The 25,454-nt window shown below is 65.9% G+C and carries 20 protein-coding genes; 13 read left to right on the forward strand and 7 right to left on the reverse strand.

The genetic code is table 11. The annotated features are described in order from the left end of the window. Positions 1-42: 42 nt before the first annotated feature. On the reverse strand, positions 43-870 hold the full coding sequence (locus tag AC25MA_RS18465) for a M23 family metallopeptidase (protein ID WP_069017657.1): 828 nt from the start codon (positions 868-870) through the stop codon (positions 43-45). Positions 871-873: 3 nt separating this feature from the next. Then, positions 874-2,253 carry an exodeoxyribonuclease VII large subunit gene (gene xseA / locus AC25MA_RS18470; RefSeq protein ID WP_486972282.1) on the reverse strand — a complete coding sequence of 460 codons (1,380 nt, stop codon included), beginning with the start codon at positions 2,251-2,253 and terminating at the stop codon, positions 874-876. A 138-nt stretch (positions 2,254-2,391) separates the two neighbouring features. Between xseA and AC25MA_RS18475 the strand changes: the two genes are divergently transcribed. Beyond that, complete coding sequence (locus tag AC25MA_RS18475; protein WP_486972283.1) at positions 2,392-3,156, forward strand: N-acetylmuramoyl-L-alanine amidase; 765 nt, start codon at positions 2,392-2,394, stop codon at positions 3,154-3,156. On the opposite strand, the gene AC25MA_RS18480 is transcribed toward AC25MA_RS18475, so the two are convergent. Further along, positions 3,144-4,043, reverse strand: a complete 900-nt coding sequence (locus AC25MA_RS18480; RefSeq protein WP_069017653.1) for a LysR family transcriptional regulator — start codon at positions 4,041-4,043, stop codon at positions 3,144-3,146. The two genes, AC25MA_RS18475 and AC25MA_RS18480, sit on opposite strands and share 13 nt — an antisense overlap. A 97-nt stretch (positions 4,044-4,140) precedes the next feature. Here AC25MA_RS18480 and AC25MA_RS18485 point away from each other — a divergent pair, with 97 nt between their 5' ends. From AC25MA_RS18485 to guaA, 4 genes are all read left to right on the forward strand, one after another. Beyond that, on the forward strand, positions 4,141-4,896 hold the full coding sequence (locus AC25MA_RS18485; protein WP_028691635.1) for a sulfite exporter TauE/SafE family protein: 756 nt from the start codon (positions 4,141-4,143) through the stop codon (positions 4,894-4,896). A gap of 50 nt (positions 4,897-4,946) precedes the next feature. After that, a complete protein-coding gene (locus AC25MA_RS18490) occupies positions 4,947-5,504 on the forward strand; it encodes a hypothetical protein (RefSeq protein ID WP_023628476.1) in 558 nt (185 codons plus the stop codon). 86 nt (positions 5,505-5,590) lie between these two features. Continuing rightward, on the forward strand, positions 5,591-7,060 hold the full coding sequence (gene guaB, locus AC25MA_RS18495) for an IMP dehydrogenase (RefSeq protein ID WP_028691634.1): 1,470 nt from the start codon (positions 5,591-5,593) through the stop codon (positions 7,058-7,060). Positions 7,061-7,135: 75 nt separating this feature from the next. Beyond that, on the forward strand, positions 7,136-8,713 hold the full coding sequence (gene guaA, locus AC25MA_RS18500; protein ID WP_088852311.1) for a glutamine-hydrolyzing GMP synthase: 1,578 nt from the start codon (positions 7,136-7,138) through the stop codon (positions 8,711-8,713). 66 nt (positions 8,714-8,779) lie between these two features. Here the strand turns inward: guaA and AC25MA_RS18505 are convergent, their stop codons facing one another. After that, complete coding sequence (locus tag AC25MA_RS18505; protein ID WP_186596985.1) at positions 8,780-9,724, reverse strand: helix-turn-helix transcriptional regulator; 945 nt, start codon at positions 9,722-9,724, stop codon at positions 8,780-8,782. Between the two features lie 177 nt (positions 9,725-9,901). On the opposite strand from AC25MA_RS18505, the gene AC25MA_RS18510 reads away from it, so the two are divergent. The 6 genes from AC25MA_RS18510 to tadA all read left to right on the forward strand — a co-directional run bounded on the left by AC25MA_RS18510 (position 9,902) and on the right by tadA (position 15,126). Beyond that, positions 9,902-10,348, forward strand: coding sequence for a hypothetical protein (locus AC25MA_RS18510; RefSeq protein ID WP_050704160.1), 447 nt, complete (start codon positions 9,902-9,904; stop codon positions 10,346-10,348). Between the two features lie 2 nt (positions 10,349-10,350). Beyond that, positions 10,351-11,010, forward strand: coding sequence for a hypothetical protein (locus AC25MA_RS18515; RefSeq protein WP_081100399.1), 660 nt, complete (start codon positions 10,351-10,353; stop codon positions 11,008-11,010). Next, positions 10,970-11,668 (forward strand): hypothetical protein, encoded by a 699-nt coding sequence (locus AC25MA_RS18520; protein ID WP_238348151.1) that lies wholly within the window; start codon positions 10,970-10,972, stop codon positions 11,666-11,668. Before AC25MA_RS18515 ends, AC25MA_RS18520 begins: the two co-directional genes overlap by 41 nt. 31 nt (positions 11,669-11,699) lie before the next feature. Beyond that, positions 11,700-13,172 (forward strand): M48 family metallopeptidase, encoded by a 1,473-nt coding sequence (locus AC25MA_RS18525; RefSeq protein ID WP_486972284.1) that lies wholly within the window; start codon positions 11,700-11,702, stop codon positions 13,170-13,172. Between the two features lie 89 nt (positions 13,173-13,261). Next, on the forward strand, positions 13,262-14,644 hold the full coding sequence (locus tag AC25MA_RS18530; RefSeq protein ID WP_486972285.1) for a multicopper oxidase family protein: 1,383 nt from the start codon (positions 13,262-13,264) through the stop codon (positions 14,642-14,644). Further along, entirely contained in the window at positions 14,644-15,126 is a 483-nt protein-coding gene (gene tadA / locus AC25MA_RS18535; protein WP_028691629.1) for a tRNA adenosine(34) deaminase TadA, read from the forward strand. Before AC25MA_RS18530 ends, tadA begins: the two co-directional genes overlap by 1 nt. A 62-nt stretch (positions 15,127-15,188) precedes the next feature. On the opposite strand, the gene mltF is transcribed toward tadA, so the two are convergent. After that, positions 15,189-16,646 (reverse strand): membrane-bound lytic murein transglycosylase MltF, encoded by a 1,458-nt coding sequence (gene mltF / locus AC25MA_RS18540; protein ID WP_486972286.1) that lies wholly within the window; start codon positions 16,644-16,646, stop codon positions 15,189-15,191. 278 nt (positions 16,647-16,924) lie between these two features. On the opposite strand from mltF, the gene purL reads away from it, so the two are divergent. Further along, positions 16,925-20,824, forward strand: a complete 3,900-nt coding sequence (gene purL, locus AC25MA_RS18545; RefSeq protein WP_028691627.1) for a phosphoribosylformylglycinamidine synthase — start codon at positions 16,925-16,927, stop codon at positions 20,822-20,824. 2 nt (positions 20,825-20,826) lie between these two features. Continuing rightward, complete coding sequence (locus AC25MA_RS18550; protein ID WP_028691626.1) at positions 20,827-21,138, forward strand: YqfO family protein; 312 nt, start codon at positions 20,827-20,829, stop codon at positions 21,136-21,138. A gap of 87 nt (positions 21,139-21,225) precedes the next feature. Here AC25MA_RS18550 and nagE read toward each other — a convergent pair whose 3' ends face one another. Then, positions 21,226-22,884 (reverse strand): N-acetylglucosamine-specific PTS transporter subunit IIBC, encoded by a 1,659-nt coding sequence (gene nagE / locus AC25MA_RS18555; RefSeq protein ID WP_486972287.1) that lies wholly within the window; start codon positions 22,882-22,884, stop codon positions 21,226-21,228. A gap of 12 nt (positions 22,885-22,896) precedes the next feature. Then, entirely contained in the window at positions 22,897-25,440 is a 2,544-nt protein-coding gene (gene ptsP, locus AC25MA_RS18560; protein ID WP_486972288.1) for a phosphoenolpyruvate--protein phosphotransferase, read from the reverse strand. Between the last annotated feature and the right edge of the window lie 14 nt (positions 25,441-25,454).

Here is a 25,454-nt window from a genome sequence, read left to right on the forward strand (position 1 = left end):
CCGTCGGCTGCGTGGGAGCGGGCTGGCCCCGCGATTGCGCTTTCAGGGCTGGAACGCGCCGATGAAAATCGCAGGATCGACCCGCGCATCGTTGAGGCTGACGTTCCAGTGCATGTGCGGCCCGGTGGCCCGGCCAGTCGAACCCACGCGGCCCACCACCTCGCCACGGCGTAGCACCTGCCCTGGCTTCACGTCGATCTTCGACATATGGCAGAACATGCTGATGAAGCCCTGGCCATGGTCGACGAACACCGTGCGGCCATTGAAGAAGTAGTCGCCCACCAGGATCACCTTGCCATTGGCCGGGGTCTTGATCGGCGTGCCGGCCGGTACGGCGAAGTCAAGGCCCGCATGAGGGTTGCGCTCCTCGCCGTTGAAGAAGCGGCGCACGCCGAACTTGCTCGACAGCGGGCCGTTGACCGGCTTGTCGAGGATCAGGTTGCTCGGCAGGGTCGGGCTGAAGCTGCGGTAGGCCTTGACCTGCTCGGCCAGCTCGCGGTCGATGCGCTTGAGGTCCTCGGGCTCGGGGTTGACCTGGCGCTTGTTCTTCAGGGTGATGTGCTGTTCGGGGTATTTCTTGCTGCCCACGCTGAAGCGGATGTCGCGCCCCCCCTGGGTGAGCACGGCGCTACCGGGTTTCTGGGTGAGCGGGATGCCGACGATGGCCAGCCAGTTGTCCTGCTCCTTCACCACCAGCACCGGCTTGCCGTCGAAGCGGGCGCTGGGCGCGCTGGCGGCCGGCCCCAGGTTGACCACGGCCACGCCGCCGGGCACCGGCTTGTCGAGGGTGCGGGTGATGTAGCTGGCCTGGGCCGCGGTGAGCGGCAGCAGCAGGGCAAGGGCGAGCAGGGGCGCGAACAGGCGGGGCATGTGTCAGTCCAGTAGCGAGAGGTTGACCGGAGTCTGGTGGTTGTCCTCGACCCGCACCTTGAGCTCGCCTTCGTTGAGGCGGGCGGTCAGGCGCTGGCCGTTGTGGGTCTGCGCGGCGCTGCGGATGGCCTGGCCGCGCTCGTCGAGAAGGATGCTGTAGCCGCGGGCGAGGGTGGCCAATGGGCTGACCACCTGCAGCGTCTGCAACTGCGCCTGGAAGCGCTGGCGGCGGTCCTTGATCACCTCGCGCATGGCCCGTGGCAGGCGCTCGGCCAGGCTGTCCAGGCGCTGCTTGAGCAGTTTCAGGTTGCGTCCCGGGTGTTGCGCGGCCAGGCGCATGTCGAGGCGGCCGAGGCGTTCGTGGCGTTGGCGCAGGTTCAGCGCGAAGGCGCGGCGCAGGCGCATGTCCAGGTCGTCCAGGCGTTGGGCCTGCTGGCGCAGGCGCTCACCGGGGTGGCGCAGGCGTCGGGTCAGGCCCTCGACGCGCAGGCGGTCATGGGCCAGACGGCTCTGCATGCGCAGCAACAGGCGCCGCTGCAGGCTGTCCAGGCGCTGCTGCAGGCCGCTGCTGTCGGGGGCGAGCAGCTCGGCGGCGGCTGATGGCGTGGGGGCGCGCACGTCGGCGACGAAGTCGCTGATCGACACGTCGGTCTCATGGCCCACGGCGCTGACGATCGGCGTCACGCAGGCGGCCACGGCACGGGCCACGGCCTCTTCGTTGAAGCACCAGAGGTCTTCCAGCGAGCCGCCGCCACGGGCCAGGATCAGCGCGTCGAAGCCCTGCCGGTCGGCCATCTGCAGGGCGCGGACGATCTGCGCGATGGCCTCTCGGCCTTGCACGGCGGTAGGGATCAGGTTGAGCTCGACCTGCGGCGCACGGCGGCGGAACACGCTGATGATGTCGCGGATCACCGCGCCGGTGGGCGAGGTGACGATGCCGATGCGCCGCGGATGGGCCGGCAGCGGCTGCTTTCGTTCGGTGCTGAACAGCCCCTCGGCGCCGAGCTTTTCCTTCAGCGCCTCGAAGGCCAGGCGCAGGGCGCCGTCACCGGCCGGTTCGACGGTGTCGAGGATCAGCTGGTAGTCGCCGCGGCCCTCGAACAGCGAAACCTTGCCGCGCACCTTGACCGCCAGGCCATCGCGCAGGGCCTGGCGCACGCGAGCGGCGTTTTGCCGGAACAGCGCGCAGCGGATCTGCGCGCCGCTGTCCTTGAGGGTGAAGTACATGTGGCCGGAGGCCGGGCGGGCGAGGTTGGAAATCTCGCCTTCCACCCAGACACTGCGGAACACGTCCTCGAGCAGCACGCGGGCGCGGCCGTTGAGCTGGCTGACGGTGAGGACCTCGCGGTCCAGGCCGAGTCGTTCGAAAGGGTCTCTGATCATGCCGGGCATCATAAAGGAGCCGTCGCGCGGATGCACTGTGCCGGCTGCTGGCACGCCCCACCTTGGGAGCATTTCCGGCTGTCGGCCCCGATATCCGGCGATGCACGCTGGGCGCCTGATTCCATGAGGAGATTCGCCATGTATCCCATAGACGCCTACACCTACCGCTCCAAGGCGTTCAACCGACGGGTGCGATTCCTGGTGCTGCATTACACAGCCGTCAATTTCAACGGCTCGATCAATGCGCTGGTCAACAGTCCCCAGGTCAGCGCCCATTACCTGGTGCCCGACCCATCCGATCCGAGCTTCACCAGTGCAGGTTTCGACGCGATGCGCACCTTCAACCTCGTCGACGAGAACGAGCGCGCCTGGCACGCGGGTGTCAGCGGCTGGGCCGGACGCAGCAACCTGAACGATACGTCGATCGGCATCGAGATCGTCAGCCAGGCGTCGGTGAGCAACGGCCAGTTCGTGTTCCCGCCCTATCACCCCCAACAGGTGGAGGCCTTGATCCAGCTGGGCCAGGCGATCCTGCAGCGCTATCCGGACATCACGCCGACCCAGGTGGTCGGCCACAGCGACATCGCCATTGGCCGCAAGAGTGACCCGGGTGCCGCTTTTCCCTGGCAGGCGCTGCACCAGGCCGGTATCGGTGCCTGGTATGACGAGGCGCGCAAGGCGTACTACCAGCAGCGGTTCGCGGGCTGCCTGCCGCAGGTCAAGGTCGTCCTCGCCAAGCTGCGTACCTACGGCTATAGCTTCCCGACCAGCCCCGATCCGGCCCAGGTGCGTGCAGTGCTCAGGGCGTTCCAGCTGCATTTCCGGCCAGGCAACTTTGACGGTGTACTGGATGCCGAAACCGCGGCGATCATCTTTGCGCTGGTGGAGCGCTACATGCCCTGATCGCCCTGTGGCAAGCGCAGGCTATCCAGTAGCTTTCTCGACAGCGCTCCCGCGTCGCGTCGGCAGGCCAGGGCCACGGTGCTCTGGCAGGCCTCGGCCAGCGGCACGAAGGTGACCGAGGGCGGGGCGATCTCGCGCATGCTCAGGGGCAGCAACGCCACCCCGAACCCAGCCTGGATAAGCTGCAGTTGGGTGGTCTTGCGCGATACCACCTGCGCCGCCTGGGGAAAGAATCCCTCGTTCATGCACAGCGACGCCGACAGGTAGCTCAAGCCGCCGCGCTGACGATGGGGTATGGAAATGAAGCGTTCCTCGCGCAGTTGCCCCAGTCGGACACTGCCAGTCGTGGCCAGTGGATGGCTCGCCGCCACCGCCAGCAGCAGGGGCTCGTCGAATAGCGCATGCAGCTCCACGCCCTCGTGCTGGCGCAGCACCGGCAGGCGCAGCAGACCGATTTCCAGGCGGCCCTCGGCGATGTCCTCCAGTTGCGCCTCCGACGATTGCTGGGCGATCTCCAAGGAGACGCCGGGGTTGTCCGCGAGGTAGGTGCCGAGGCGCTGCAGCAGTTGTCCAGTCAACGGCACGGTACTGGAGTGGTTCAGCCGCAGACTGCCACGCAGGCCCTGGCCCACCTCGCGGGCCAGACGTTCGGCTTTGTCCAGGTCGGCCAGCAGGTGTCGGGCGCGGTCAAGGAAAGCCAATCCTGCGGCGGTCAGCCGTGGCTGGCGCGCGGTGCGTTCGAACAACGCGGACCCCAGGTGCAGCTCCAGTTCCTTGATCTGTCGGCTGAGAGCCGACTGGGCGATGTACAGCCGCTCGGCGGCGGCACTGAAGCTGCCGGCCTCGGCGATTTCGACGAAGTAGCGCAGTTGGCGGATCGAGGTCATGCCATGCCTTTTTCAGATATCTCGTGGCGTAAAGGCATATTAGTCGGCATGGCTTGTCGCTGGCTAACCTTCTGGGGTCTCCCGAGGAATTGCTGCGATGCTCGCTCAACTGTCGTTTTCCATGCTCGACTGGCTACCCATCCTGCTAGGTGTGGGGGTGGCTTATATCGTCTTCGGCATCGCCGGTTTCGGCACCGCGCTGGTCGCTGGCCCCGTGCTGATCCATTTCATGCCATTGTCGCGGATCGTTCCGTTGCTGGTGCTGCTGGACTTCGTCGCCGCCTTCGGCAACCTGCTACCGTCGCGGCGCGACGTGGTGCGCGGCGAACTGCTCAGGCTGCTGCCGTTCATGGCCGTGGGCTGCACGCTGGGCGTGGTGTTCCTGCTGCGCCTGAAGTCCGATGTGCTGCTGTTGCTGATGGGGCTGTTCGTCACCGCCTATGCGGTCTATGGCCTGGCGGTGAAGGTACGGCCGGCGAATCTGTCGGGCGCCTGGGCGGTGCCCATGGGGACGGTAGGCGGGTTGTTCGGCGCCCTGTTCGGCAGTGGTGGTTTTCTGTACGCGATCTACCTCAGTGCGCGGCTGGAGGCCAAGGAGCAGGTGCGGGCGACCCAGGTCGCGCTGATCAGTTGCAGCACGGTGGTGCGCCTGTCGCTGTTCCTGATCGCCGGGGTGTATGCCGACGCCAGCCTGTTGCTGCTGGCCGCCTGCCTGCTGCCGGTGATGTTCATCGGTACCTGGCTGGGCCGACGGTTGACGCTGAGGCTGTCCCGCGAGGCCTTCGTGCGGCTGGTCACCTGGCTGGTGCTGGCCAGCGGCCTGGCGTTGATCGGTCGCTACCTGAGCGCCTGAGCAGGCGGTAGAATTGCGTCCTTACCGCAGTTCCCAGGCCCGCCTCAAGCATGAACACCCAGAGCATCATCGTCCCCAAGCTGTCCACCGTGCCGGTCCACGAAGCCCGGGCCCGCGCGATCCTGCGCTGGCTGGTGCGCGAGAAAATCGTCGAGGAGCAGTTGAGCACCTGTGGCCGCACCGGCAATCGCATGGGCCATGCCCTGGCCGAAGGGGCGCGCAAGGTGGCCCTGCACCCCGAGAAACTGCCGTTCGGTGAGCAGGTCAATGGCCTGGAGGTGATGCTCAAGCGCTGCATCTACACCCCCACCGACGGTTTTCTCGAGGAGGCCGGCTGCCCGGAATGCCGGCGCGAGGTGGGCGAGCCGCTGTTCGAGAGCCTGGAGGAGTGGATGCCGGGGGTGAGTGACAACTTCACCTGCCCGCTGTGCGGCTTCGAGGACGACATCAATGGCTTCCTTTACCTGCAGCCGTGTGCCTTTTCCAACCTGGGGTTCATCTTCAATAACTGGGGCGAGGCCGGGTTCACCCAGGCCTTCCTCGACAGCTTCGCCGACTGGCTGGACCAGCCGGTGGCGGTGGTGCAGGTAAAACTGCCGCAAGGCTGACCGAAGGCCCTTATTTTGCATTGAGCGGCGCGCCATGGATGGGTATAATGGCGCGCTTCCATTTTTCCCTCCCGGGAGCCCCCGCGATGCTGCGTATCAGCCAAGAAGCCCTGACTTTCGACGATATCCTCCTTGTACCTGGCTACTCCGAGGTACTGCCCAATGAAGTCAGTCTCAAGACCCGTTTGACTCGTGGCATCGAGCTGAACATTCCCCTGGTCTCCGCCGCCATGGACACCGTGACCGAAGCGCGCCTGGCCATCGCCATGGCCCAGGAAGGCGGCATCGGCATCATCCACAAGAACATGACCATCGAGCAGCAGGCCGGCGAAGTACGCAAGGTCAAGAAGTTCGAGGCTGGCGTGGTCAAGGACCCGATCACCATCGACGCCGACGCCACCGTGCGCGACCTGTTCGACCTGACCCGCCTGAACAACATCTCCGGTGTTCCGGTGCTGGCGAACGGCGATCTGGTCGGCATCGTCACCTCCCGTGACGTGCGTTTCGAAACCCGCCTGGACGCCAAGGTCCGCGACGTGATGACCCCCAAAGAGCGTCTGGTCACCGTCCGCGAAGGCGCCGACAAGAACGAAGTCCGCGAGCTGCTGCACAAGCACCGCCTGGAAAAAGTCCTGATCGTCGACGACAAGTTCAACCTCAAGGGCATGATGACCGTCAAGGACATCGAGAAGGCCAAGGCCTACCCGCTGGCCAGCAAGGACGACCAGGGTCGTCTGCGCGTCGGCGCCGCGGTCGGCACCGGCAAGGACACCGGTGAGCGCGTAGCCGCCCTGGTGGCCGCCGGCGTTGACGTGGTGGTGGTGGACACCGCCCACGGTCACTCCAAAGGCGTGATCGACCGCGTTCGCTGGGTCAAGGAGAACTACCCGCAAGTGCAGGTGATCGGCGGCAACATCGCCACCGGCGCTGCCGCCAAGGCCCTGGCTGAAGCTGGCGCCGACGCGGTCAAGGTCGGTATCGGCCCGGGCTCGATCTGCACCACCCGTATCGTCGCCGGTGTCGGCGTGCCGCAGATCAGCGCCATCGCCAACGTCGCCGCCGCACTGGAAGGCACGGGCGTGCCGCTGATCGCCGACGGCGGCATCCGCTTCTCGGGTGACCTGTCCAAGGCCATCGTTGCCGGCGCCTCGTGCGTGATGATGGGCTCGATGTTCGCCGGTACCGAAGAAGCCCCGGGTGAAGTCGAACTGTTCCAGGGCCGTTCCTACAAGGCCTACCGCGGCATGGGCTCGCTGGGTGCCATGGCACAGGCGCAAGGCTCCTCCGACCGCTACTTCCAGGACTCCTCGGCCGGCGCCGAGAAGCTGGTACCGGAAGGCATCGAAGGCCGCGTGCCTTACAAGGGCGCCCTGGCCGCGATCATCCACCAGCTGATGGGCGGCCTGCGTTCGTCCATGGGCTACACCGGCAGCGCGACCATCGAAGAGATGCGTACCAAGCCGGAGTTCGTGCGCATCACCGGTGCCGGCATGGCCGAGTCCCACGTGCATGACGTGCAGATCACCAAAGAAGCCCCTAACTACCGCGTAGGCTGAGGCTTCAAGCAATAGCAAGCGGGGCTGTCATGACAGCCCCGTGTCGTTTCCGATTTCCACTGACGAGATTGAGTCATGGCCCTCGACATTCACGCTCACCGCATCCTGATCCTCGATTTCGGTTCCCAGTACACCCAGCTGATCGCCCGCCGCGTGCGCGAGATCGGCGTGTACTGCGAGCTGCACCCGTTCGACATGGACGATGAAGCGATCCGCGAATTCAACCCGCGCGGCATCATCCTGGCCGGAGGTCCCGAGTCGGTCCACGAAGCCAACAGCCCACGCGCCCCGCAAGCGGTGTTCGACCTGAAGGTCCCGGTGCTGGGCATCTGCTACGGCATGCAGACCATGGCCGAGCAGATGGGCGGCAAGGTCGAAGGTTCCGACCTGCGCGAGTTCGGCTATGCCCGCGTCGACGTGGTCGGCAAGAGCCGCCTGCTCGACGGCATCGAAGACCATGTCGATGACGATGGCGTGCTGGGCCTGGACGTGTGGATGAGCCACGGCGACAAGGTCACCCAGATGCCGGGCAACTTCCATGTGCTGGCCAGCACCCCGAGCTGCCCGATCGCCGGCATGTACGACGATGCCCTGGGCTACTACGGCGTGCAGTTCCACCCGGAAGTGACCCACACCAAGCAAGGCGGTCGCATCCTGTCGCGCTTCGTCAAGGACATCTGCGGCTGCGAAGCCCTGTGGACCGCCTCGAACATCGTCGAGGACGCCATTGCCCAGGTACGCGCACAGGTCGGTTCGGCCAACGTCCTGCTCGGCCTGTCCGGCGGCGTCGACTCCTCCGTGGTTGCCGCGCTGCTGCACCGCGCCATCGGCGACCAGCTGACCTGCGTATTCGTCGACAACGGCCTGCTGCGCCTGCACGAAGGCGACCAGGTGATGGCCATGTTCAAGGAGAACATGGGCGTCAAGGTCATCCGCGCCGATGCCGAGAAGCAGTTCCTCGACAACCTGGCCGGCGAAGCCGACCCTGAGAAGAAGCGCAAGATCATTGGTCGCACCTTCATCGACGTGTTCGATGCCGAGGCCAGCAAGCTGGAGAACATCCAGTTCCTCGCCCAGGGCACCATCTACCCCGACGTGATCGAGTCGGCCGGCGCCAAGAGCGGCAAGGCCCATGTGATCAAGTCGCACCACAACGTCGGTGGCCTGCCGGAGGAAATGAACCTCAAGCTGGTCGAGCCGCTGCGCGAGCTGTTCAAGGACGAAGTACGCAAGATCGGCCTGGAGCTGGGCCTGCCGTACGACATGGTCTACCGCCACCCGTTCCCGGGCCCGGGCCTGGGCGTGCGCATCCTGGGTGAAGTGAAGAAGGAGTACGCCGACATCCTGCGTCGCGCCGACCATATCTTCATCGAAGAACTGCGCAAGGCCGACTGGTACCACAAGACCAGCCAGGCGTTCGTGGTGTTCCAGCCGGTCAAGTCGGTCGGCGTCGTCGGCGACGGCCGTCGCTACGCCTGGGTCGTGGCCCTGCGTGCCGTCGAGACCGTGGACTTCATGACCGCGCGCTGGGCGCACCTGCCGTACGAGCTGCTGGAAACCGTCAGCGGTCGTATCATCAATGAAATCGACGGCATCTCCCGCGTCACCTATGACGTGTCGAGCAAGCCGCCGGCGACCATTGAGTGGGAATGATCCCGACTCGCGGTTGAGTGAAACGGGCCTGCATTGCAGGCCCGTTTTTTTTGGGGGGGCTGAACCCTACTCAGCCCCGGGAGAATGCCCAAAATACGCCTTGTAGGCATGGCAGAAATTGGCCGGGTTGGCGTAGCCGACATGATAGGCAACCTGCGATACCTGCCAGCGACGCTCCAGCAGCAGGGCGCGGGCCAGCTCCATTCTCTGTTGCCGAACATACTGCAAGAGCGACCGACCGTACTCGTGGCTGAAAGCGCGGCGCAAGGTGGTCTCGCTCACCCCCAGCTGGCGAGCGAGTGCGGCAGCAGTGGGCGGTGCGTTCAGGTTTTCATCGAGCTGGCGGCGCGTTTCAATGGCCAGGTCGCGGCGCCCCCGGTCTTGAGTCTTTTCGGCGGATCTGTGCCCGATCAGGTGGCTGGCCAGTTCCAGCATGATGGCCAAGCTCAGGCTCTCGCAATGCAGGCGCCTGAGCCCGCCGGTATAGGGCGACAGATACAGCTGCTGGAACAGGCGGCTCACCGCTGGACACTGCGGTAGCTGGTCGAAGCGCATGCCGTCGGCGACAAGTGCCAACAGGGGCTTGAGCTGCGCGTCCTCCCGGGCCAGTTCTTGCAGGTAATCGCCGGCAATACGTACTCCGGCCATGCGGGCATGACTGTTGGCGGGCAGTTGGTCCTGCGCCTCCAGGCTTTCACCCAGGCTCAGCATGTGCAACTGGCCAGGGGCATAACTGTTGAGCCTACCGTCCACCGTGTGCTGCCACGCCCCGTCGAACACCTGCACGATGCACAGGCTTTGCGGTAGCACCTTGTCGATCCTCAGCGGCTCTGGAAACTGCAGGTTGCAATCGAAGTATTGCAACCCGCTGTGTACCGTCTGCGCCCGATAGTGGCCGGTCGCGCTACCCATCACTCGCGCGCTGCTCGCATCCAGTACACCAGCCTCAGCGAGTGACCCGGGGCTGTCGAATGAAAAGTCGGTGTCGAGGTAGGGGCTGATCGATCGCATGTGCGCTAGGCATCCTTGGCTGAGGGCGGCATGGCCGCGAATGGTAACGCGCGCACATTTTCAGCGACAGCCGTTGTGCGCAGGGTGCTGTCTGTTGTGCGAGCCGGTCAGCGGGGTTGGCTAGTCGGGCCAGGCTTATTTCAATGGGCGTTTGTTTCGATTCAGGATGGAAAAGACATGCTCGCTTATCGCAAATGGACAGCCCTGGTGGTGGCTGCGCTCGCCCTGTGGCTGGGCCAGGTTCACGCTGAACAACGGCCGGAAGTGGCCGACCAGGTAGTTGCCTACATGGGGGCGCAAGGGACCAAGGTGTGGACGCTGCGTATCGGTGAACGTGCCGCCAACGAAGCGCTGGTACAAATCGAAGGCATCGATCACGACTGGAACATGCGCATCCAGAAAATGCAGGTGGAGAAGACCAGCAAGGACACCCGCTACTCCACCACCGTGGACGGCAAGAAGTACGTGGTGCTGATCATCCAGGGCAACTGGGGCGGCGAGTTGAACCTGCCGGGTGAGGCGCAGACACAGCAGGTCGGCTATTCGGAAGGGCTGTCGCGTGAGGGCAATGCCCAGGCGTTCCTTACCGATTATCTGGCAGCACAAAACACGGAGGCGCAATGATCATGGGCGAGTTCAACGACCCGCTGTCCGAACTGTCTGGCTCGCTGGGCCAGGACTACGAGCAAAGCCGTGCCGCCCAGCGCGACCGAGTGATCGCTGAGCTCAAGCAGGTAATCGAGCGCGTGCCCGAGCAGAGCGAGTTCACCAACTCCCGGCGTTACCGGATCTGGGGGCCAGTATTGTTGCTGGGTGCACTGATTATCACGGCCGTGACCTTCAACCCGGAACGCTTGGGGGCGGTTGCAGCAGGTGTCTTCATCACCTTGATCGCAGCAGCGGTGACCTGGCAACACCGTAATGCCGGTACCCAGGTATTCATGCGCTTGACCCGCCGGCAGTTGTTCGTCGATACGCTGGATGCACCGGTAGACCTGGCGGAAGTGGAGGACGTTTCGGTCAAGGATGAAGGGCTGGTCATGGTACAGACGCTGGAAATGAGCAGCGAAGCCGTCCTGCCAAAGCATCATGTGGTGAAACTGCAGTTCTTCGGTAACCAGGCCATGGTGTTGAAGAAACCGCGACCGCAGATCCGCATCATGTCCGCAGGCCTGGCCAGCAACGGACGCAAGCTGGGGAACGAGGAAGTGCTCGCGCTGCTGGCAGCCTACCGCGATGCGGCACATGCGCAACGGCAATTGGATCTGTTGCAGAACGATGGATAACGGCGAACGCGAAGCCCACCTCGCGTACCTGCAGGCTCAGGCTGATGGCCCCACCGACAGCTTCGTACTGCTGGAGCATTCGCTCGGTAACGCGCTGGCATGTGCTGTGATTGGCCTGTTGTTCGGCGCGCTGGGCATATGGCTGACCGCTCTGGCGGTGCGGTTCAGTCCCGGTGCCAGCAGCGGTGTCATCTGGCTGATGTCTGGTTTCGGCCTCGGCCTGGCCGGCGTCGGGGTGGCGGGGCTGGCCTGTGCCGTCGTGCTATACCGCCGGCACGGCAAGCGGGTGCTGAGCGTGACACCAGATACCCTGTGCTTCGCCAACGCGCAGGCGCCGACCCCACTGGACTCCTTCGACGGCTTCGAGGTCGAGCAGGGTTACTTCACTACCTGGCTGATCTTTACCGTGTCGGCGTTCAGCCATGCACCAGTGCTGGCACCGGCCTGTTTCAGGGCGCTGGCCTCACCTGACGCGGTGGTCGTCGCGGGCGGCTTGCGCGTCAGGCTGTGGCTGTGCACGCCCGTCGTGGCTGGGCGACGCCTTGGCCTGCAGGAACTGGTGGATCTGCTTTATGCCTATGTGCAAGCGGCCCAGGCCAGGCGTACGTTGGCGCAGCTGTTTCCGGGTGTGGCGCGGATGGGTGAAGCGGCCAGATGAGCCTGAACGTGACCATTGGCGCTCTGGGGCAATGAAGCGCTTCGGCTGGGGCCTGATCCTGCTGCTGTTGCCTCTGGTGCTGTTTGGCTGGGGTAAAGTGCAGTACTGGCGGGCTGACACGGCGCAGGATCAGGCCCGGACCATACGGCAATGGCTGGCTGCCCCCGATGAGACGTTGCCACGCCAATTGCCGTGGGAAGCCCGCAAGGAGCTTGCCAGGCATGTCGATCCGCGGCAGGCCCTGCAGCGCCAACTGGACCTGCTCGATGCGGATCGCCACTGGGTAAGCGTACGCAAGGTGATGGCAAGTGTGAGCTGCTGGCTGGCAGTGGCCACTCTGCTGGCAGGCCTCTGGGCCTGGCTCAAGCTGAAGTTGGGCGCCTGGCGGGCGCTGCGCTCTGCGGCCTACCTGTATGAACGCATGATGGCCAACTGGCAGGCCCTGGGCTGTTGCTTGAGTCTCTACATGGTCATGCTTGCCGGTTCGCTGTGCCTGTTGCTGCTCTATGAGGCCAGTTCCGGAGCAAGCCGCGCAGCGCAGGGCGGCATGACGGTGCTGGTCGTGGTGCTGCCGCTGGCCTCAGTCCTGGTTGTGTGTGTTCGCCAGGTCTGGCGAATGCGTCGGCACTGGCCGCTGATGCAGTCTCCGACCGCCAGTTTTCTCGCCCGCCCGCTAGGCAGGCAGGCGACGCCAGCGGTGTGGCAGTGGATCGAGACCTTGGCAACACAACTGCACGCGCCTGTCCCGGACCATATCGTGGTCGGCCTTGACCAGGGTTTTTTCGTCACCAGTGTTCCGATCCTGCTGCAGCCCGGGGGGCAGGTCCTCAGGGGGCGCACGTTGTATCTGCCTCTACCTTGCCTGGCTGCCTTGAGCCAGGCCGAGGCGGCCTCGGTCATCGGTCACGAACTGGGCCATTTCAGGCGCCGTGATACGGAGCGGGGCAGCGAAACCAGTGCGCGTTTCAGCCTGATGTGCGCGCATTATTCGGCCATGGTCGGTGACGAGGATGCTCCGCGCTGGGTGGTTCGGCCCACCTTGTGGCTGGCCGGGCAGTTCTTGCACCATTTCCAGCTTGCGGTTCATCACTGGGGGCGTGCACAGGAATTGCTGGCTGATCGGGCAGGTGCCGAGGTCGCTGGCCCGAAGCTGTTCGTACAGGCGCTGTTACGGGTGATTGCCCTGGGTCGGGTGATCGACGGCTTGTTGGTCGCACACGGTGGCAGCAACCTATTGCGGGCGCTGGCGGCGCACCTGCAAGGCACGCCGTTGCATCTGGGCGAGGAAGTGCTGGGGCTGGCCACTGCCCATCCGTTCGATACGCACCCCGACCTCGCCACGCGCCTGAACAACCTGGACATCCTGCTCGACCCGCAATTGCTGCAGGCCGCCTTGCGCGTGCCGTCCGCTGATGACCAGCAGTGGTTCAATGACCTTTGTCTGGCTCCAGGCAGCACTTGCGATAGCAAGGCTGCGGGCAGCATCCAAAGAGACTTCACTTAATATTTCCCATTTGCAGGTGTATCGTATTCGCCCTTCATCGCCAGCCATGCTGGCAGCTTGATTGCGCAGAACACGAGGTACCCGCACCAATGTCCTTCACCCGTCGACAAATGCTCAAGGGCCTGACCGGCCTTGCAGTGGTAGGCCTGGGCGCCGGAGGCGCGGCGCGTTACTGGCTTGGCAAGGTCGAAGACGACAACGCCGGGCACGACTATGAACTGATCGCCGCGCCCCTGGACGTCGAGCTGGTGCCGGGCTTCAAGACCGAGGCCTGGGCCTTCGGTCCGTCGGCGCCGGGCACCGAGCTGCGGGTGCGCCAAGGCACCTGGCTGCGGGTACGCTTCATCAATCAGCTGCCGGTCGAGACCACCATCCACTGGCACGGCATCCGTTTGCCGCTGGAGATGGACGGGGTTCCATATGTCTCGCAGTTGCCGGTCAAGCCGGGCGAATACTTCGATTACAAGTTCCGTGTGCCGGATGCCGGCAGCTACTGGTATCACCCCCATGTGAGCAGCTCCGAGGAACTGGGGCGTGGGCTGGTTGGCCCACTGATTGTCGAAGAGCGCGAACCGACCGGTTTCAAGCACGAGCGCACCCTCAGCCTGAAGAACTGGCACGTGGACGAGCAGGGCGCCTGGCTGCCGTTCAGCATCCCCCGCGAGGCGGCCCGCAACGGCACCGCCGGGCGCCTGATTACCATCAACGGTCAGGCTGAGTCGGTCACCGAACTGCCGGCCGGGCAGGTGGTGCGGGTACGCCTGCTGAACCTGGACAACACCTGGACTTACCGCTTGAACCTCAAGGGCAACTGCGAGGCGATGATCTACGCTCTCGATGGCAATCCGGTGACCCCGCGACCGCTGGACGACGAGTACTGGCTTGGGCCGGGCATGCGCATCTGTCTGGCCATCCGCATGCCCGAGGCGGGCGAGGAAGTTTCCCTGCGAGACGGCTTCGTACGCCTGGGCACCCTGCGCTCGGTGGCCAGCAGCGAGGCGCCCGGCGACTGGCCCAAGGCCCTGCCGCCCAACCCGGTTGCCGAGCCGGACCTGGAGAACGCCGAGAAGCTCAACTTCAATTTCGAATGGGTCGGCAAGGTCTCGGTGAACACCGAGAACGGCAAGCCGCCGAGCTTGTGGCAGATCAATGGCCAGGCCTGGGACATCACCGACAAGACCTGCGCCGACCGGCCAATCGCCACGCTGCAGAAGGGCAAGAGCTACATCCTCGAGCTGAAGAACATGACTCAGTACCAGCACCCTATCCACCTGCATGGCATGAGTTTCAAGGTGATCGCCTCCAATCGGCGCAAGATCGTCGAGCCGTGGTTCACCGACACCTACCTGCTGGGCAAGAACGAGCGGGCCCAGGTGGCGCTGGTGGCGGATAACCCAGGCACCTGGATGTTCCATTGCCATGTCATCGATCACATGGAAACCGGCCTGATGGCCGCGATCGCGGTGGTCTGATGCGACCGCAGATCATCGATCGCAGCCGCGACCAGGAATTCATGCGCCTGGCCCTGGAGCTGGCCGCCGAGGGCGCGGCCTTGGGCGAGGTGCCGGTGGGCGCGGTGCTGGTGCAGCACGGCCAGGTGATCGGCCAGGGTTTCAACCGGCCGATCATCGACAGCGACCCCAGCGCCCACGCCGAAATGGTGGCGATCCGTGCCGCGGCCAAGTCGGCCAGCAACTACCGGCTGCCGGGCAGTACCCTGTACGTGACCCTGGAGCCGTGCAGCATGTGCGCGGGGTTGATCGTCCATTCGCGGGTGGCGCGGGTGGTCTACGGAGCGCTGGAACCCAAGGCGGGGATCGTGCAGAGCCAGGGGCAGTTCTTCAGCCAGGGGTTTCTCAACCATCGGGTGATGTTCGAGGGTGGGGTGCTGGCAGAGGAGTGCGGAACGATCTTGAGTGAGTTCTTCAAGGCGCGGCGGGCGAAAGGTCAATGATCGATCGCGGGGCAAGCCCGCTCCCACCGATATCGTGGGAGCGGGCTTGCCCCGCGATGGCATCACATCGGCGGCGACTGTTCCGCCGGCTTGTCCTTGTTAACCGCAGGCACATGTAGGTTGCCCTCGGCCACCTGGCCTTCGAGCTGCGGCTGCGTGACCCAGGTGAGGATGTCGTAGTAGCGGCGGATGTTGGCCACGAAGTGTACCGGCTCGCCGCCGCGGGCGTAGCCGTACTTGGTCTTGCTGTACCACTGCTTCTGCGACAGGCGCGGCAGCATTTTTTTCACGTCCAGCCACTTGTTCGGGTTCAGGCCTTCGCGCTTGGCCAGGGTGCGGGCGTCTTCGAGGTGGCCGCTGCCGACGTTGTAGGCGGCCAGGGCGAACCAGGTGCGGTCTGGCTCCTTGATGCTGTCGTCGAGCTGGTCCTTGACCAGCATGAAGTACTTGGCGCCACCCTGGATGCTCTGCTTGGGGTCCAGGCGGTTGGACACGCCCATGGCCTGGGCGGTGCGCTGGGTCAGCATCATCAGGCCGCGCACGCCGGTCTTGGAGGTGACCTCGGGCTGCCACATCGATTCCTGGTAGCCGATCGCGGCGAGCAGGCGCCAGTCGACCTGCTCGACCTTGGAGCTGGTCTTGAAGTGTTTCTCGTACTTGGGCAGGCGCTGCTGCAGATGCTGGGCGAAGGTGTAGGCGCCGACGTAGCCGAGGACATCGACGTGGCCGTAGTAACGGTCCTTCAGACGCTGCAGGGTGCCGTTCTTCTGCGACTTGTCGAGAAACTCGTTGATCTCGTTGAGCAGGCTGTTGTCTTCGCCGGCAGCTACCGCCCAGCGCTGGTCGCGGGTGTCGCCCAGGTCGAAGGCCACGCGCACGTTGGGGAAGTACACCTGGTTCATAGCCAGCTCGTTGGAGTCGACCAGGGTCAGGTCGATCTGGCCCTCGTCGACCATGCGCAGCAGGTCGACCACCTCGACGGCGTCGGACTCCTCGTACTCCAGCCCCGGGTTCTGCTTTTTCAGTTCGGCGAGCTGGTCGGCGTGGCTGCTGCCCTTGAGCACCATGATCTTCTTGCCCACCAATCCCTTGACGCTGGTCGGCCGCGAGCGGCCATTGCGGTAGATGACCTGTGGGGTCACCTCGAGGTAGGGGTGGGAGAACTTCGCCTGGGCGGCACGGCGCTCGCTGCTGACCAGGCCGGCGGCGGCCAGTACCGGGCCGGACGGCTTGCCCAGCTGGTCGAACAGCTCATCGAGGTTGTCGGCGGTCTCGATCTCCAGCTTCACGCCCAGGTCGTCGGCGAAGCGCTTGACCAGTTCGTATTCGAAACCGGTTTCGCCGTTGCGGTCCTGGAAGTAGGTGGCCGGGCTGTTGCGGGTAATCACGCGCAATACGCCATCCTCCTTGACGCGTTCGAGGGTGCTGGGTTTTTCAACGCAGGCACCGAGCATCAGGAAGAGTCCGGTTGCGAGGAGCCATCTGGCGCATCGCTGGCGCAAAACAGTGTGGGCGAACATAGGGTGCAGTATACGCAAAGGACCGGCGGCGCCATATCTCGACAATATGTGGCTTGTCTGGTAGCACGTCGCTGTGCCTGCGACAGGGCGCAGCCGGTCATGGGAGCGGGCTTGCCCCGCGATTCGGCCGCTACCGCAATCAAAAGCCCTGGTTTTTTTGACCCCTGGGTCCGGTTCCACCGCCCGGCAGCATTGGCGTTGAGCGGGTGCCGAAAGCCTGCGAATTAGGCTAGAATGCACGGCCTCTAAGCACACCCCTTCCTGAGGCTGTCCCGACGATGTTGATCCTGCGCGGCGCTCCTGCCCTTTCTGCCTTTCGCCACGGTAAATTACTCGAGCAACTGAGCCAGAAAGTCCCCGCTGTTACTGGTTTGTATGCCGAATTCGCCCACTTCGCCGACGTCGACGGCGAGCTGACCGCCGACCAGCAGCAGGTGCTGGGCCGTCTGCTCAAGTACGGCCCGAGCGTGCCGGTGCAGGAGCCAGCTGGCCGCCTGTTCCTGGTCGTGCCGCGCCTGGGCACCATCTCGCCCTGGGCATCCAAGGCCAGCGACATCGCCCACAACTGCGGCCTGCAGTCGATCCAGCGCCTGGAGCGCGGCATCGCCTACTACGTCGCCGGTAATATTTCCGACGCCGACGCCCAGGTCCTCGCCGCCGAGCTGCATGACCGCATGACCCAGCGCGTGCTGGCCAAGCTGGAAGACGCCGCCGACCTGTTCAGCCACGCCCAGCCCAAGCCGATGACCTCGGTGGACATCCTCGCCGGTGGCCGCGCCGCCCTGGCGCAGGCCAACATCGACCTGGGCCTGGCCCTGGCCGAGGACGAGATCGACTACCTGGTCAACGCCTTCCAGGGTCTCAAGCGCAACCCGAACGACATCGAACTGATGATGTTCGCCCAGGCCAACTCCGAGCACTGCCGCCACAAGATCTTCAACGCCAGCTGGGACATCGACGGCCAGGCGCAGGAGAAGAGCCTGTTCGGCATGATCAAGAACACCTACCAGATGCACAGCGAAGGCGTGCTGTCTGCGTACAAGGACAACGCCTCGGTGATCGTCGGCAGCGTCGCCGGCCGCTTCTTCCCGAACCCTGAGACCCGCCAGTACGGCGCGGTACAGGAGCCGGTGCACATCCTGATGAAAGTCGAGACGCACAACCACCCGACCGCCATCGCCCCGTTCTCCGGCGCCTCCACCGGCTCCGGCGGCGAGATCCGCGACGAAGGCGCCACCGGCCGTGGCGCCAAGCCCAAGGCTGGCCTGACTGGCTTCACCGTCTCCAACCTGCGCATCCCGGGCTTCGAGCAGCCCTGGGAGAAGCCGTACGGCAAGCCTGAGCGCATCGTCGATGCCCTCGACATCATGATCGAAGGCCCGCTGGGCGGCGCCGCGTTCAACAACGAATTCGGTCGCCCGGCACTGACCGGTTACTTCCGTACCTTCGAGCAGGGCATCAACACCCCGCACGGTGAGGAAGTCCGTGGCTACCACAAGCCGATCATGCTCGCCGGCGGCATGGGCAACATCCGTGAAGACCACGTGCAGAAAGGCGAGATCACCATCGGCGCCAAGCTGATCGTGCTCGGCGGCCCGGCCATGCTGATCGGCCTGGGCGGCGGCGCCGCTTCGTCGGTGGCCACCGGAGCCAGCTCCGCCGACCTGGATTTCGCCTCGGTACAGCGCGAGAACCCGGAAATGGAGCGCCGTTGCCAGGAAGTCATCGACCGCTGCTGGCAATTGGGCGACAAGAACCCGATCGCCTTCATCCACGACGTTGGCGCCGGCGGCATCTCCAACGCCTTCCCGGAGCTGGTCAACGACGGTGGCCGCGGTGGCCGCTTCGAACTGCGCAACGTGCCCAACGACGAGCCGGGCATGGCCCCGCACGAGATCTGGTCCAACGAATCCCAGGAGCGCTACGTGCTGGCGGTCAGCGCCGAGGACTTCGAGCGCTTCCAGGCCATCTGCGAGCGTGAGCGCTGCCCGTTCGCGGTCGTCGGCGAGGCCACCGAAGAGAAGCACCTCACCGTCACCGACAGCCACTTCGACAACACCCCGGTGGACATGCCGCTGGACGTGCTGCTGGGCAAGCCGCCGCGCATGCACCGCTCGGTCACCCGCGAAGCGGAGCTGGGCGATGAGTTCGACCCGAGCACCCTGGAACTCAAGGACTCGGTCGAGCGTGTCCTGCGTCACCCGGCCGTGGCCAGCAAGAGCTTCCTGATCACCATCGGCGACCGTACCATCACCGGCCTCGTGGCCCGTGACCAGATGGTCGGCCCATGGCAAGTGCCGGTGGCCGACTGCGCCGTCACCGCCACCAGCTTCGACGTCTACACCGGTGAAGCCATGGCCATGGGCGAACGCACGCCGCTGGCCCTGCTCGACGCCCCGGCGTCCGGGCGCATGGCGATCGGCGAAACGCTGACCAACCTGGCGGCCTCGCGCATCGAGAAGCTGTCCGACATCAAACTGTCGGCCAACTGGATGTCCGCCGCCGGTCACCCGGGTGAAGACGCCCGCCTGTACGACACCGTCAAGGCCGTCGGCATGGAGCTGTGCCCGGAGCTGGGTATCACCATTCCGGTCGGTAAAGACTCGATGTCGATGAAGACCCAGTGGAGCGAAGCGGGCGAGCAGAAGAGCGTCACCTCGCCGATGTCGCTGATCATTACCGGCTTTGCCCCGGTCACCGACATCCGCAAGACCCTGACCCCGCAACTGCGCATGGACAAGGGCGAAACCGACCTGATCCTGATCGACCTGGGCCGTGGCCAGAACCGCATGGGCGCCTCGATCCTGGCGCAGACCCACGGCAAGCTGGCCGCCCAGGCGCCGGACGTCGATGATGCCGAGGACCTCAAGGCGTTCTTCGCCGTGATCCAGGGCCTGAACGAAGACGGCCACCTGCTGGCCTACCACGACCGTTCCGACGGCGGCCTGATGACCACCGTGCTGGAAATGGCCTTTGCCGGCCACTGCGGCCTTGACCTGGAACTGGGCAACCTGACCAGCAAGCGCGAGAAAGTCGCGGCCATCCTCTTCAACGAAGAGCTGGGCGCAGTGATCCAGGTCCGTCAGGACGCCACGCCGGACGTACTGGCGCAGTTCAGCGCTGCAGGTTTGGGCGAAGATTGCGTCGCCGTGATCGGCCAGCCGATCAACAACGGTGAAGTGCTGATCAAGTTCGAAGGTGAAGAACTGTTCAAGGGTGAGCGCCGCCTGCTGCAGCGCCAGTGGGCCGAGACCAGCTACCAGGTCCAGCGCCTGCGCGACAACGCCGACTGCGCCGACCAGGAATTCAACGCCCTGCTGGAAGAAGACAACCCGGGCCTGTCGGTCAAGCTCGGCTACGACGTCAACGAAGACATCGCCGCGCCGTACATCAAGAAGGGCGTGCGCCCGCAAGTGGCGATCCTGCGCGAGCAGGGCGTCAACGGCCAGGTCGAGATGGCTGCCGCCTTCGACCGCGCGGGTTTCGCTGCGGTCGACGTGCACATGAGCGACATCCTGTCTGGCCGTGTCGACTTCGAAGCCTTCAAAGGTCTGGTGGCCTGCGGTGGCTTCTCCTACGGCGACGTGCTGGGTGCCGGTGAGGGCTGGGCCAAGTCGGCGCTGTTCAACGCCCGTGCCCGTGATGCCTTCCAGGCCTTCTTCGAGCGTACCGACAGCTTCGCCCTGGGCGTGTGCAACGGTTGCCAGATGATGTCCAACCTGCACGAGCTGATCCCGGGCACCGAGTACTGGCCGCACTTCGTGCGCAACCGCTCGGAGCAGTTCGAGGCGCGCGTGGCCATGGTTGAGGTGCAGAAGTCCAACTCGATCTTCCTGCAGGGCATGGCCGGTTCGCGCATGCCGATCGCCATCGCCCACGGCGAAGGCCATGCCGAGTTCGCCAGCGAGGAAGCACTGCTGGAAGCCGACCTGTCCGGTTGCGTGGCCCTGCGCTACGTCGACAACCACGGCAAGGTCACCGAAGCCTATCCGGCCAACCCGAACGGCTCGCCGCGTGGCATCACCGGCCTGACCAGCCGCGACGGCCGCGTGACCATCATGATGCCGCACCCGGAGCGGATGTTCCGCGCCGTGCAGAACTCCTGGCGCCCGGATGAGTGGCAGGAAGACGCGGCCCTGATGCGCATGTTCCGCAATGCGCGGGTGTGGGTGAACTAAGGGTGTACAAGCTCGCCTTCTTCGTCCCCGACAGCCATGTCGAGGTGGTCAAGGCCGCCGTGTTCGCCGCTGGAGGCGGGCGCATCGGCGACTACGACCACTGCGCCTGGCAGACCCTGGGCCAGGGCCAGTTCCGCCCGTTGGACGGCAGCCAGCCGTACCTCGGGCAGGGCGGCCAGGTCGAGGTGGTCGAGGAGTGGAAGGTGGAGCTGGTGGTGGCTGATGCGCTGATCGCCCAGGTGGTCGCCGCGCTCAAGCAGAGCCACCCGTATGAAACGCCGGCTTATGAGGTTTGGCCGCTGGCGGACTTCTAGAACGGCGTCGAATGACATCGCGGGGCAAGCCCGCTCCCACAAGGCCTGTTGATACCTTGTGGGAGCGGGCTTGCCCCGCGATGCTTTTCAGCCCTGCAAAGCGCTGCTTAACGCAGGCGCCTTGCTACCCACGACCAGATGCCACACCCCACCCGCCTGCGGACTCACCCCCAGGCATCCCAGCGCGATCAAGCGTTCCTGCGCTACCTTGCCCTCATCCCTGACCCGTACCCGCACCCGGCTCGAGGCCACGCACAGGGCCTCCAGCAGATTGTCTCGCCCGCCCAGGGCCTGCAGCCATTGATCCGCGACGACCGTCTCGGTGACCACCGCGGCCTTCTCGGCAACCGGCGGCGCCACCCGCGCATGGGGCAGTTCCCCGCGAATCTCGTCGGCCAGCGCATCGGCCATCGGCCCCACCACCACCTGCAGGCTGCCACCGGTACCGGGGCGTACCACGGCGAGGGCGCCGAGGGCCTTCAAGTCTTGGTCGCGGGCCAGGTTGCGGTCGGCCAGTACCAGGCGCAGGCGCGTGGTGCAGGCATCCACGCCCTGCAGGTTGGCCGCGCCGCCGAGGGCGTCGATGTAGCGCCGGGCCCGTGGCGCATCGCTGCCCTCGGCCTGGCTGGCCGCCTGTTCCTCGCGGCCGGGGGTCTTCAGGTCGAAACGGCGGATGCAGTAGTCGAACACGAAGTAGTAGACCAACCCATAGAGCACGCCCACCGGGAACACCAGCCAGCCGTGGCTCGAACGCCCCCAGCCCAGGGCCATGTCGATGCCGCCGCCGGAGAAGGTGAAACCCAGGCGGATCCCCAGCAGGTCGCAGATGGCCATGGACAACCCGGTCAGCAGCGCATGGATCAGGTACAGCAGCGGCGCCAGGAACATGAAGGCGAATTCGATCGGCTCGGTCACCCCGGTCAGCGCCGAGGTCAGCGCCATCGACAGCAGCACCCCGCCGATCAGCTTGCGCCGCTGTGGCAGGGCATGGCGGTACATGGCCAGGCAGGCGGCGGGCAGGCCGAAGATCATCACCGGGAACATGCCGGTCATGAACTGGCCGGCGTTTGGGTCGCCGGCGAAGAAGCGCGCCAGATCGCCCGTGACCACTTGGCCGCTGGCCGCCTGGAAGCTGCCGAAGACGAACCACACCAGGTTGTTGAGGATATGGTGCAGGCCGGTGATGATCAGCAGCCGGTTGAGCACGCCGAAGAAGAATGCGCCGATGCTGCCGCTCTCCAGCATCAGCTGGCCGAGCGCGTTGATGCCGTGCTGGATCGGTGGCCAGATCAGGCCGAACAGCAGCCCGAGGAACACCGCCGATACCCCGGTGGCGATCGGCACGAAGCGCCGGCCACCGAAGAACGCCAGGTAGTCCGGCAGCTGGATGTCCTTGAAGCGGTTGTACAGGCCGCCGCCGAGCAGGCCGCAGATGATGCCGGCGAGCATGCCCATGTCGATCTTCGGATCGATCACCTTCAGCGTCGCCACCAGCACCAGGTAGCCGATGGCGCCGGCCAGGCCCGCGGTGCCGTTATTGTCGCGGGCGAAGCCCACGGCGATGCCGATGGCGAAGATCAGCGCCAGGTTGGCGAAGATCGCTTGCCCGGCGTCATGCACCAGGGCGATGTCGAGCAGGTCGGTGTCGCCCAGGCGCAGCAACAGGCCGGCGATGGGCAGGATGGCGATGGGCAGCATCAAGGCGCGGCCGAGCCGCTGCAGGCCCTGGATGAAGTGCTGGTACATGGTGCGCTCCGATTATTGTTGTAGGGCCATGGGGGCCGCGGATTGGGCGTGGGATTGCGCGGCGAAGTCGCGGCAGGCCTGGCGTACTGCCCCGGCGCTGGCCAGGCCCAGCAGGCCCTGGCTGAAGCGGTGGCAGGCACTGGCGTCGAGCTGGCGGACCAGGGCCTTGATCTCGCCGATTTGCGGCGCGCTGACCGACAGCTCGGCCACGCCGAGGCCGACCAGCACCGGCGTGGCCAGCGGATCGCTGGCCAGCGCACCGCACACGCCAACCCAGCGGCCGTGTTTCGCCGCGCCCTGGCAGGTCAGCTCGATCAGGCGTAGCAGTGCCGGGTGCAGGGCATCGACCCGCGCCGCAAGCCCGGCATGGTCACGGTCCATGGCCAGGGTGTACTGGGACAGGTCGTTGGTGCCGATGGAGAAGAAGTCCGCGTGCTCGGCCAGGCGCTCGGCGAGCAGCGCCGCGGCCGGCACCTCGATCATCACCCCCAGTTCGGCGCGCGCCGTCACGCCCAGCTCGGCGGCCAGCCGGTCGAGGCGCTGGCGGATGGCGATCAGCTCGTCGACCTCGGTGACCATCGGCAGCATGATCCGGCAGCGCCGCTGCGGGCTGACCTGGAGCAGGGCGCGCAGTTGCTGGTCGAGCAGCTCCGGGCGGAACTGGCCCAGGCGGATGCCGCGCAGGCCCAGCACCGGATTGGCCTCGGCCGGCAGGGGCAGGTAATCGAGCTGCTTGTCGCCGCCGACGTCGATGGTGCGAATGATCACCGGGCGCTCGGCCATCGCGTCGAGCACTGCCTGGTAGGCGTTGCGCTGCTCGGCCTCGTCCGGTGCGGTGGGGCGGTCGATGAACAGGAACTCGCTGCGCAGCAGGCCGATGCCGTCGGCGCCCAGGGCCAGGGCCTGGGCGGCTTCTTCGGCGCTGGCGACGTTGGCCGCGACCTCGATCAACTGGCCATCGCGGGTACGCGCGCCTTGCTGTGCGGCGGCCTGCTGGCGCTGGCGGATTTCGCGGCGTTGCTGCAGGTGGCAGTGGACCTCGGCCAGGCGTTGTGGGGCGGCCTGGGTTTCCAGGCGGCCCTGGTCGGCGTCCAGCACCAGGGGCGTGCCGGCGGGCAGGTCGAGCAGCGCTTCGCCCACGGCCACCAGGCATGGCAGGCCGCGGGCACGGGCGAGGATGGCGACGTGCGAGGTGGCGCCACCGGCGGCCATGCACAGCCCGGCGACATCGTGGCGGGTGAGCAGCAGCAGGTCGGAGGGGGTCAGTTCGTGGGCGACGACGATGGCCGCCGGTGGCAGGCGCAGTTGCCGGGTTTCGCCGAGCAGGGCGCGCAGCACCCGCTGCTGCAGGTCGTAGAGGTCGTTGGCGCGCTCGGCCAGCAACGGGTTGCCCAGGCTGCGCAGGACCTGGCACTGGGTCTCGATGGCGCGGCTCCAGGCATGGCTGGCGGCGACGCCGCCAGCGATATGCTGGCGGGCATCGCCGAGCAGAGCCGGGTCGTCGAGCAGGGCCAGGTGGGCCTCGAGAATCGCCGCCGCGTCCTCCTGGCCGCGAGGCAGGTGCCGCCAGTCGCGGTCGATGGCATGGCGGACCTCGGCCAGGGCGCTGTTCAGCGCCTGGTGCTGCTCGCCGGGGTCGTTGTCGCCGCTGTCCGCCGGCAGGCTGATGCCGTCCAGGCGCGCCAGTGGCCCGAGGGCGAGGCCGGGGGCGGCGCAGACACCGTTGAGCACGCCGGGCTCTGTATTGGGCTTGGGCGTGGCGGCACTGGTGGGCACGTGGGTGGCATGGCGCTCACCGACCGAGGCGGTCTGCACGGCGGCGATCAATGCCTGCAGCGCGGCCTGGTTGTCCGGCCCGGTGCAAATCAGTTCGACTTCGGCGCCTTCACCAACGCCCAGGCCCATGACCGCCACCAGGCTGTTGAGGTCGGCCTCGCGCTCGGCGAAGCGCAGCACGGCATGGCTCTGGAAGCCTTGCGCGGTCTGGCGCAGCAGGGCGGCTGGGCGGGCATGCAGACCGCCGTGATGAGCGACCCGGGCATGACCGCATGCACGCTCATGGCTGACCGGGCGTGCCTGCGCTTCGCTGCCCGTGGCCTCGACCTCCAGCAGCGCCGCGCCCAGGCGTGAAGCGCCTGTGTCCAGTCGCGTCAGGCCAAAGCCCGGGCCATTGCTGACCAGCATCACGGTGACCAGGCTGACGCAGTGCTGCGCCACCAGGTCCATGTCGAAGCGCACCAGCGGTTGTCCCTGTTTCACTTGGTCGCCCAGCGCCACCAGCGGCGAGAAACCGCGCCCCTGCAGCTGCACGGTGTCGACACCGATATGCAAGAGGACTTCCGCGCCGTTGGCCGCGCGCAGGGTCAGCGCATGGCCGGTGCGCGCCAGTTGCACCACTTCACCGGCGCAGGGCGCGTGCAGCACGTCGTTCAACGGGTCGATGGCGACGCCGTCGCCCAGTGTGCCGCTGCTGAACACCGGGTCCGGTACCTGGTCCAGCGGTACCTGCGGTCCGGCGAGCGGGGCATGGAGGATGATCTTGTTATTGTCGGGCATGCGCTGTTCCTCGC

The sequence above is a fragment of the Pseudomonas sp. P65(2024) genome (assembly GCF_057480955.1).

Excerpts from the sequence above, each read along its gene's own strand:
- AC25MA_RS18465 (WP_069017657.1), bottom strand. The coding sequence starts at position 870 with ATGCCCCGCCTGTTCGCGCCCCTGCTCGCCCTTGCCCTGCTGCTGCCG.
- xseA (WP_486972282.1), bottom strand. The coding sequence starts at position 2,253 with ATGATCAGAGACCCTTTCGAACGACTCGGCCTGGACCGCGAGGTCCTC.
- AC25MA_RS18475 (WP_486972283.1), top strand. The coding sequence starts at position 2,392 with ATGTATCCCATAGACGCCTACACCTACCGCTCCAAGGCGTTCAACCGA.
- AC25MA_RS18480 (WP_069017653.1), bottom strand. The coding sequence starts at position 4,043 with ATGACCTCGATCCGCCAACTGCGCTACTTCGTCGAAATCGCCGAGGCC.
- AC25MA_RS18485 (WP_028691635.1), top strand. The coding sequence starts at position 4,141 with ATGCTCGCTCAACTGTCGTTTTCCATGCTCGACTGGCTACCCATCCTG.
- AC25MA_RS18490 (WP_023628476.1), top strand. The coding sequence starts at position 4,947 with ATGAACACCCAGAGCATCATCGTCCCCAAGCTGTCCACCGTGCCGGTC.
- guaB (WP_028691634.1), top strand. The coding sequence starts at position 5,591 with ATGCTGCGTATCAGCCAAGAAGCCCTGACTTTCGACGATATCCTCCTT.
- guaA (WP_088852311.1), top strand. The coding sequence starts at position 7,136 with ATGGCCCTCGACATTCACGCTCACCGCATCCTGATCCTCGATTTCGGT.
- AC25MA_RS18505 (WP_186596985.1), bottom strand. The coding sequence starts at position 9,724 with ATGCGATCGATCAGCCCCTACCTCGACACCGACTTTTCATTCGACAGC.
- AC25MA_RS18510 (WP_050704160.1), top strand. The coding sequence starts at position 9,902 with ATGCTCGCTTATCGCAAATGGACAGCCCTGGTGGTGGCTGCGCTCGCC.
- AC25MA_RS18515 (WP_081100399.1), top strand. The coding sequence starts at position 10,351 with ATGGGCGAGTTCAACGACCCGCTGTCCGAACTGTCTGGCTCGCTGGGC.
- AC25MA_RS18520 (WP_238348151.1), top strand. The coding sequence starts at position 10,970 with ATGCGCAACGGCAATTGGATCTGTTGCAGAACGATGGATAACGGCGAA.
- AC25MA_RS18525 (WP_486972284.1), top strand. The coding sequence starts at position 11,700 with ATGAAGCGCTTCGGCTGGGGCCTGATCCTGCTGCTGTTGCCTCTGGTG.
- AC25MA_RS18530 (WP_486972285.1), top strand. The coding sequence starts at position 13,262 with ATGTCCTTCACCCGTCGACAAATGCTCAAGGGCCTGACCGGCCTTGCA.
- tadA (WP_028691629.1), top strand. The coding sequence starts at position 14,644 with ATGCGACCGCAGATCATCGATCGCAGCCGCGACCAGGAATTCATGCGC.
- mltF (WP_486972286.1), bottom strand. The coding sequence starts at position 16,646 with ATGTTCGCCCACACTGTTTTGCGCCAGCGATGCGCCAGATGGCTCCTC.
- purL (WP_028691627.1), top strand. The coding sequence starts at position 16,925 with ATGTTGATCCTGCGCGGCGCTCCTGCCCTTTCTGCCTTTCGCCACGGT.
- nagE (WP_486972287.1), bottom strand. The coding sequence starts at position 22,884 with ATGTACCAGCACTTCATCCAGGGCCTGCAGCGGCTCGGCCGCGCCTTG.
- ptsP (WP_486972288.1), bottom strand. The coding sequence starts at position 25,440 with ATGCCCGACAATAACAAGATCATCCTCCATGCCCCGCTCGCCGGACCG.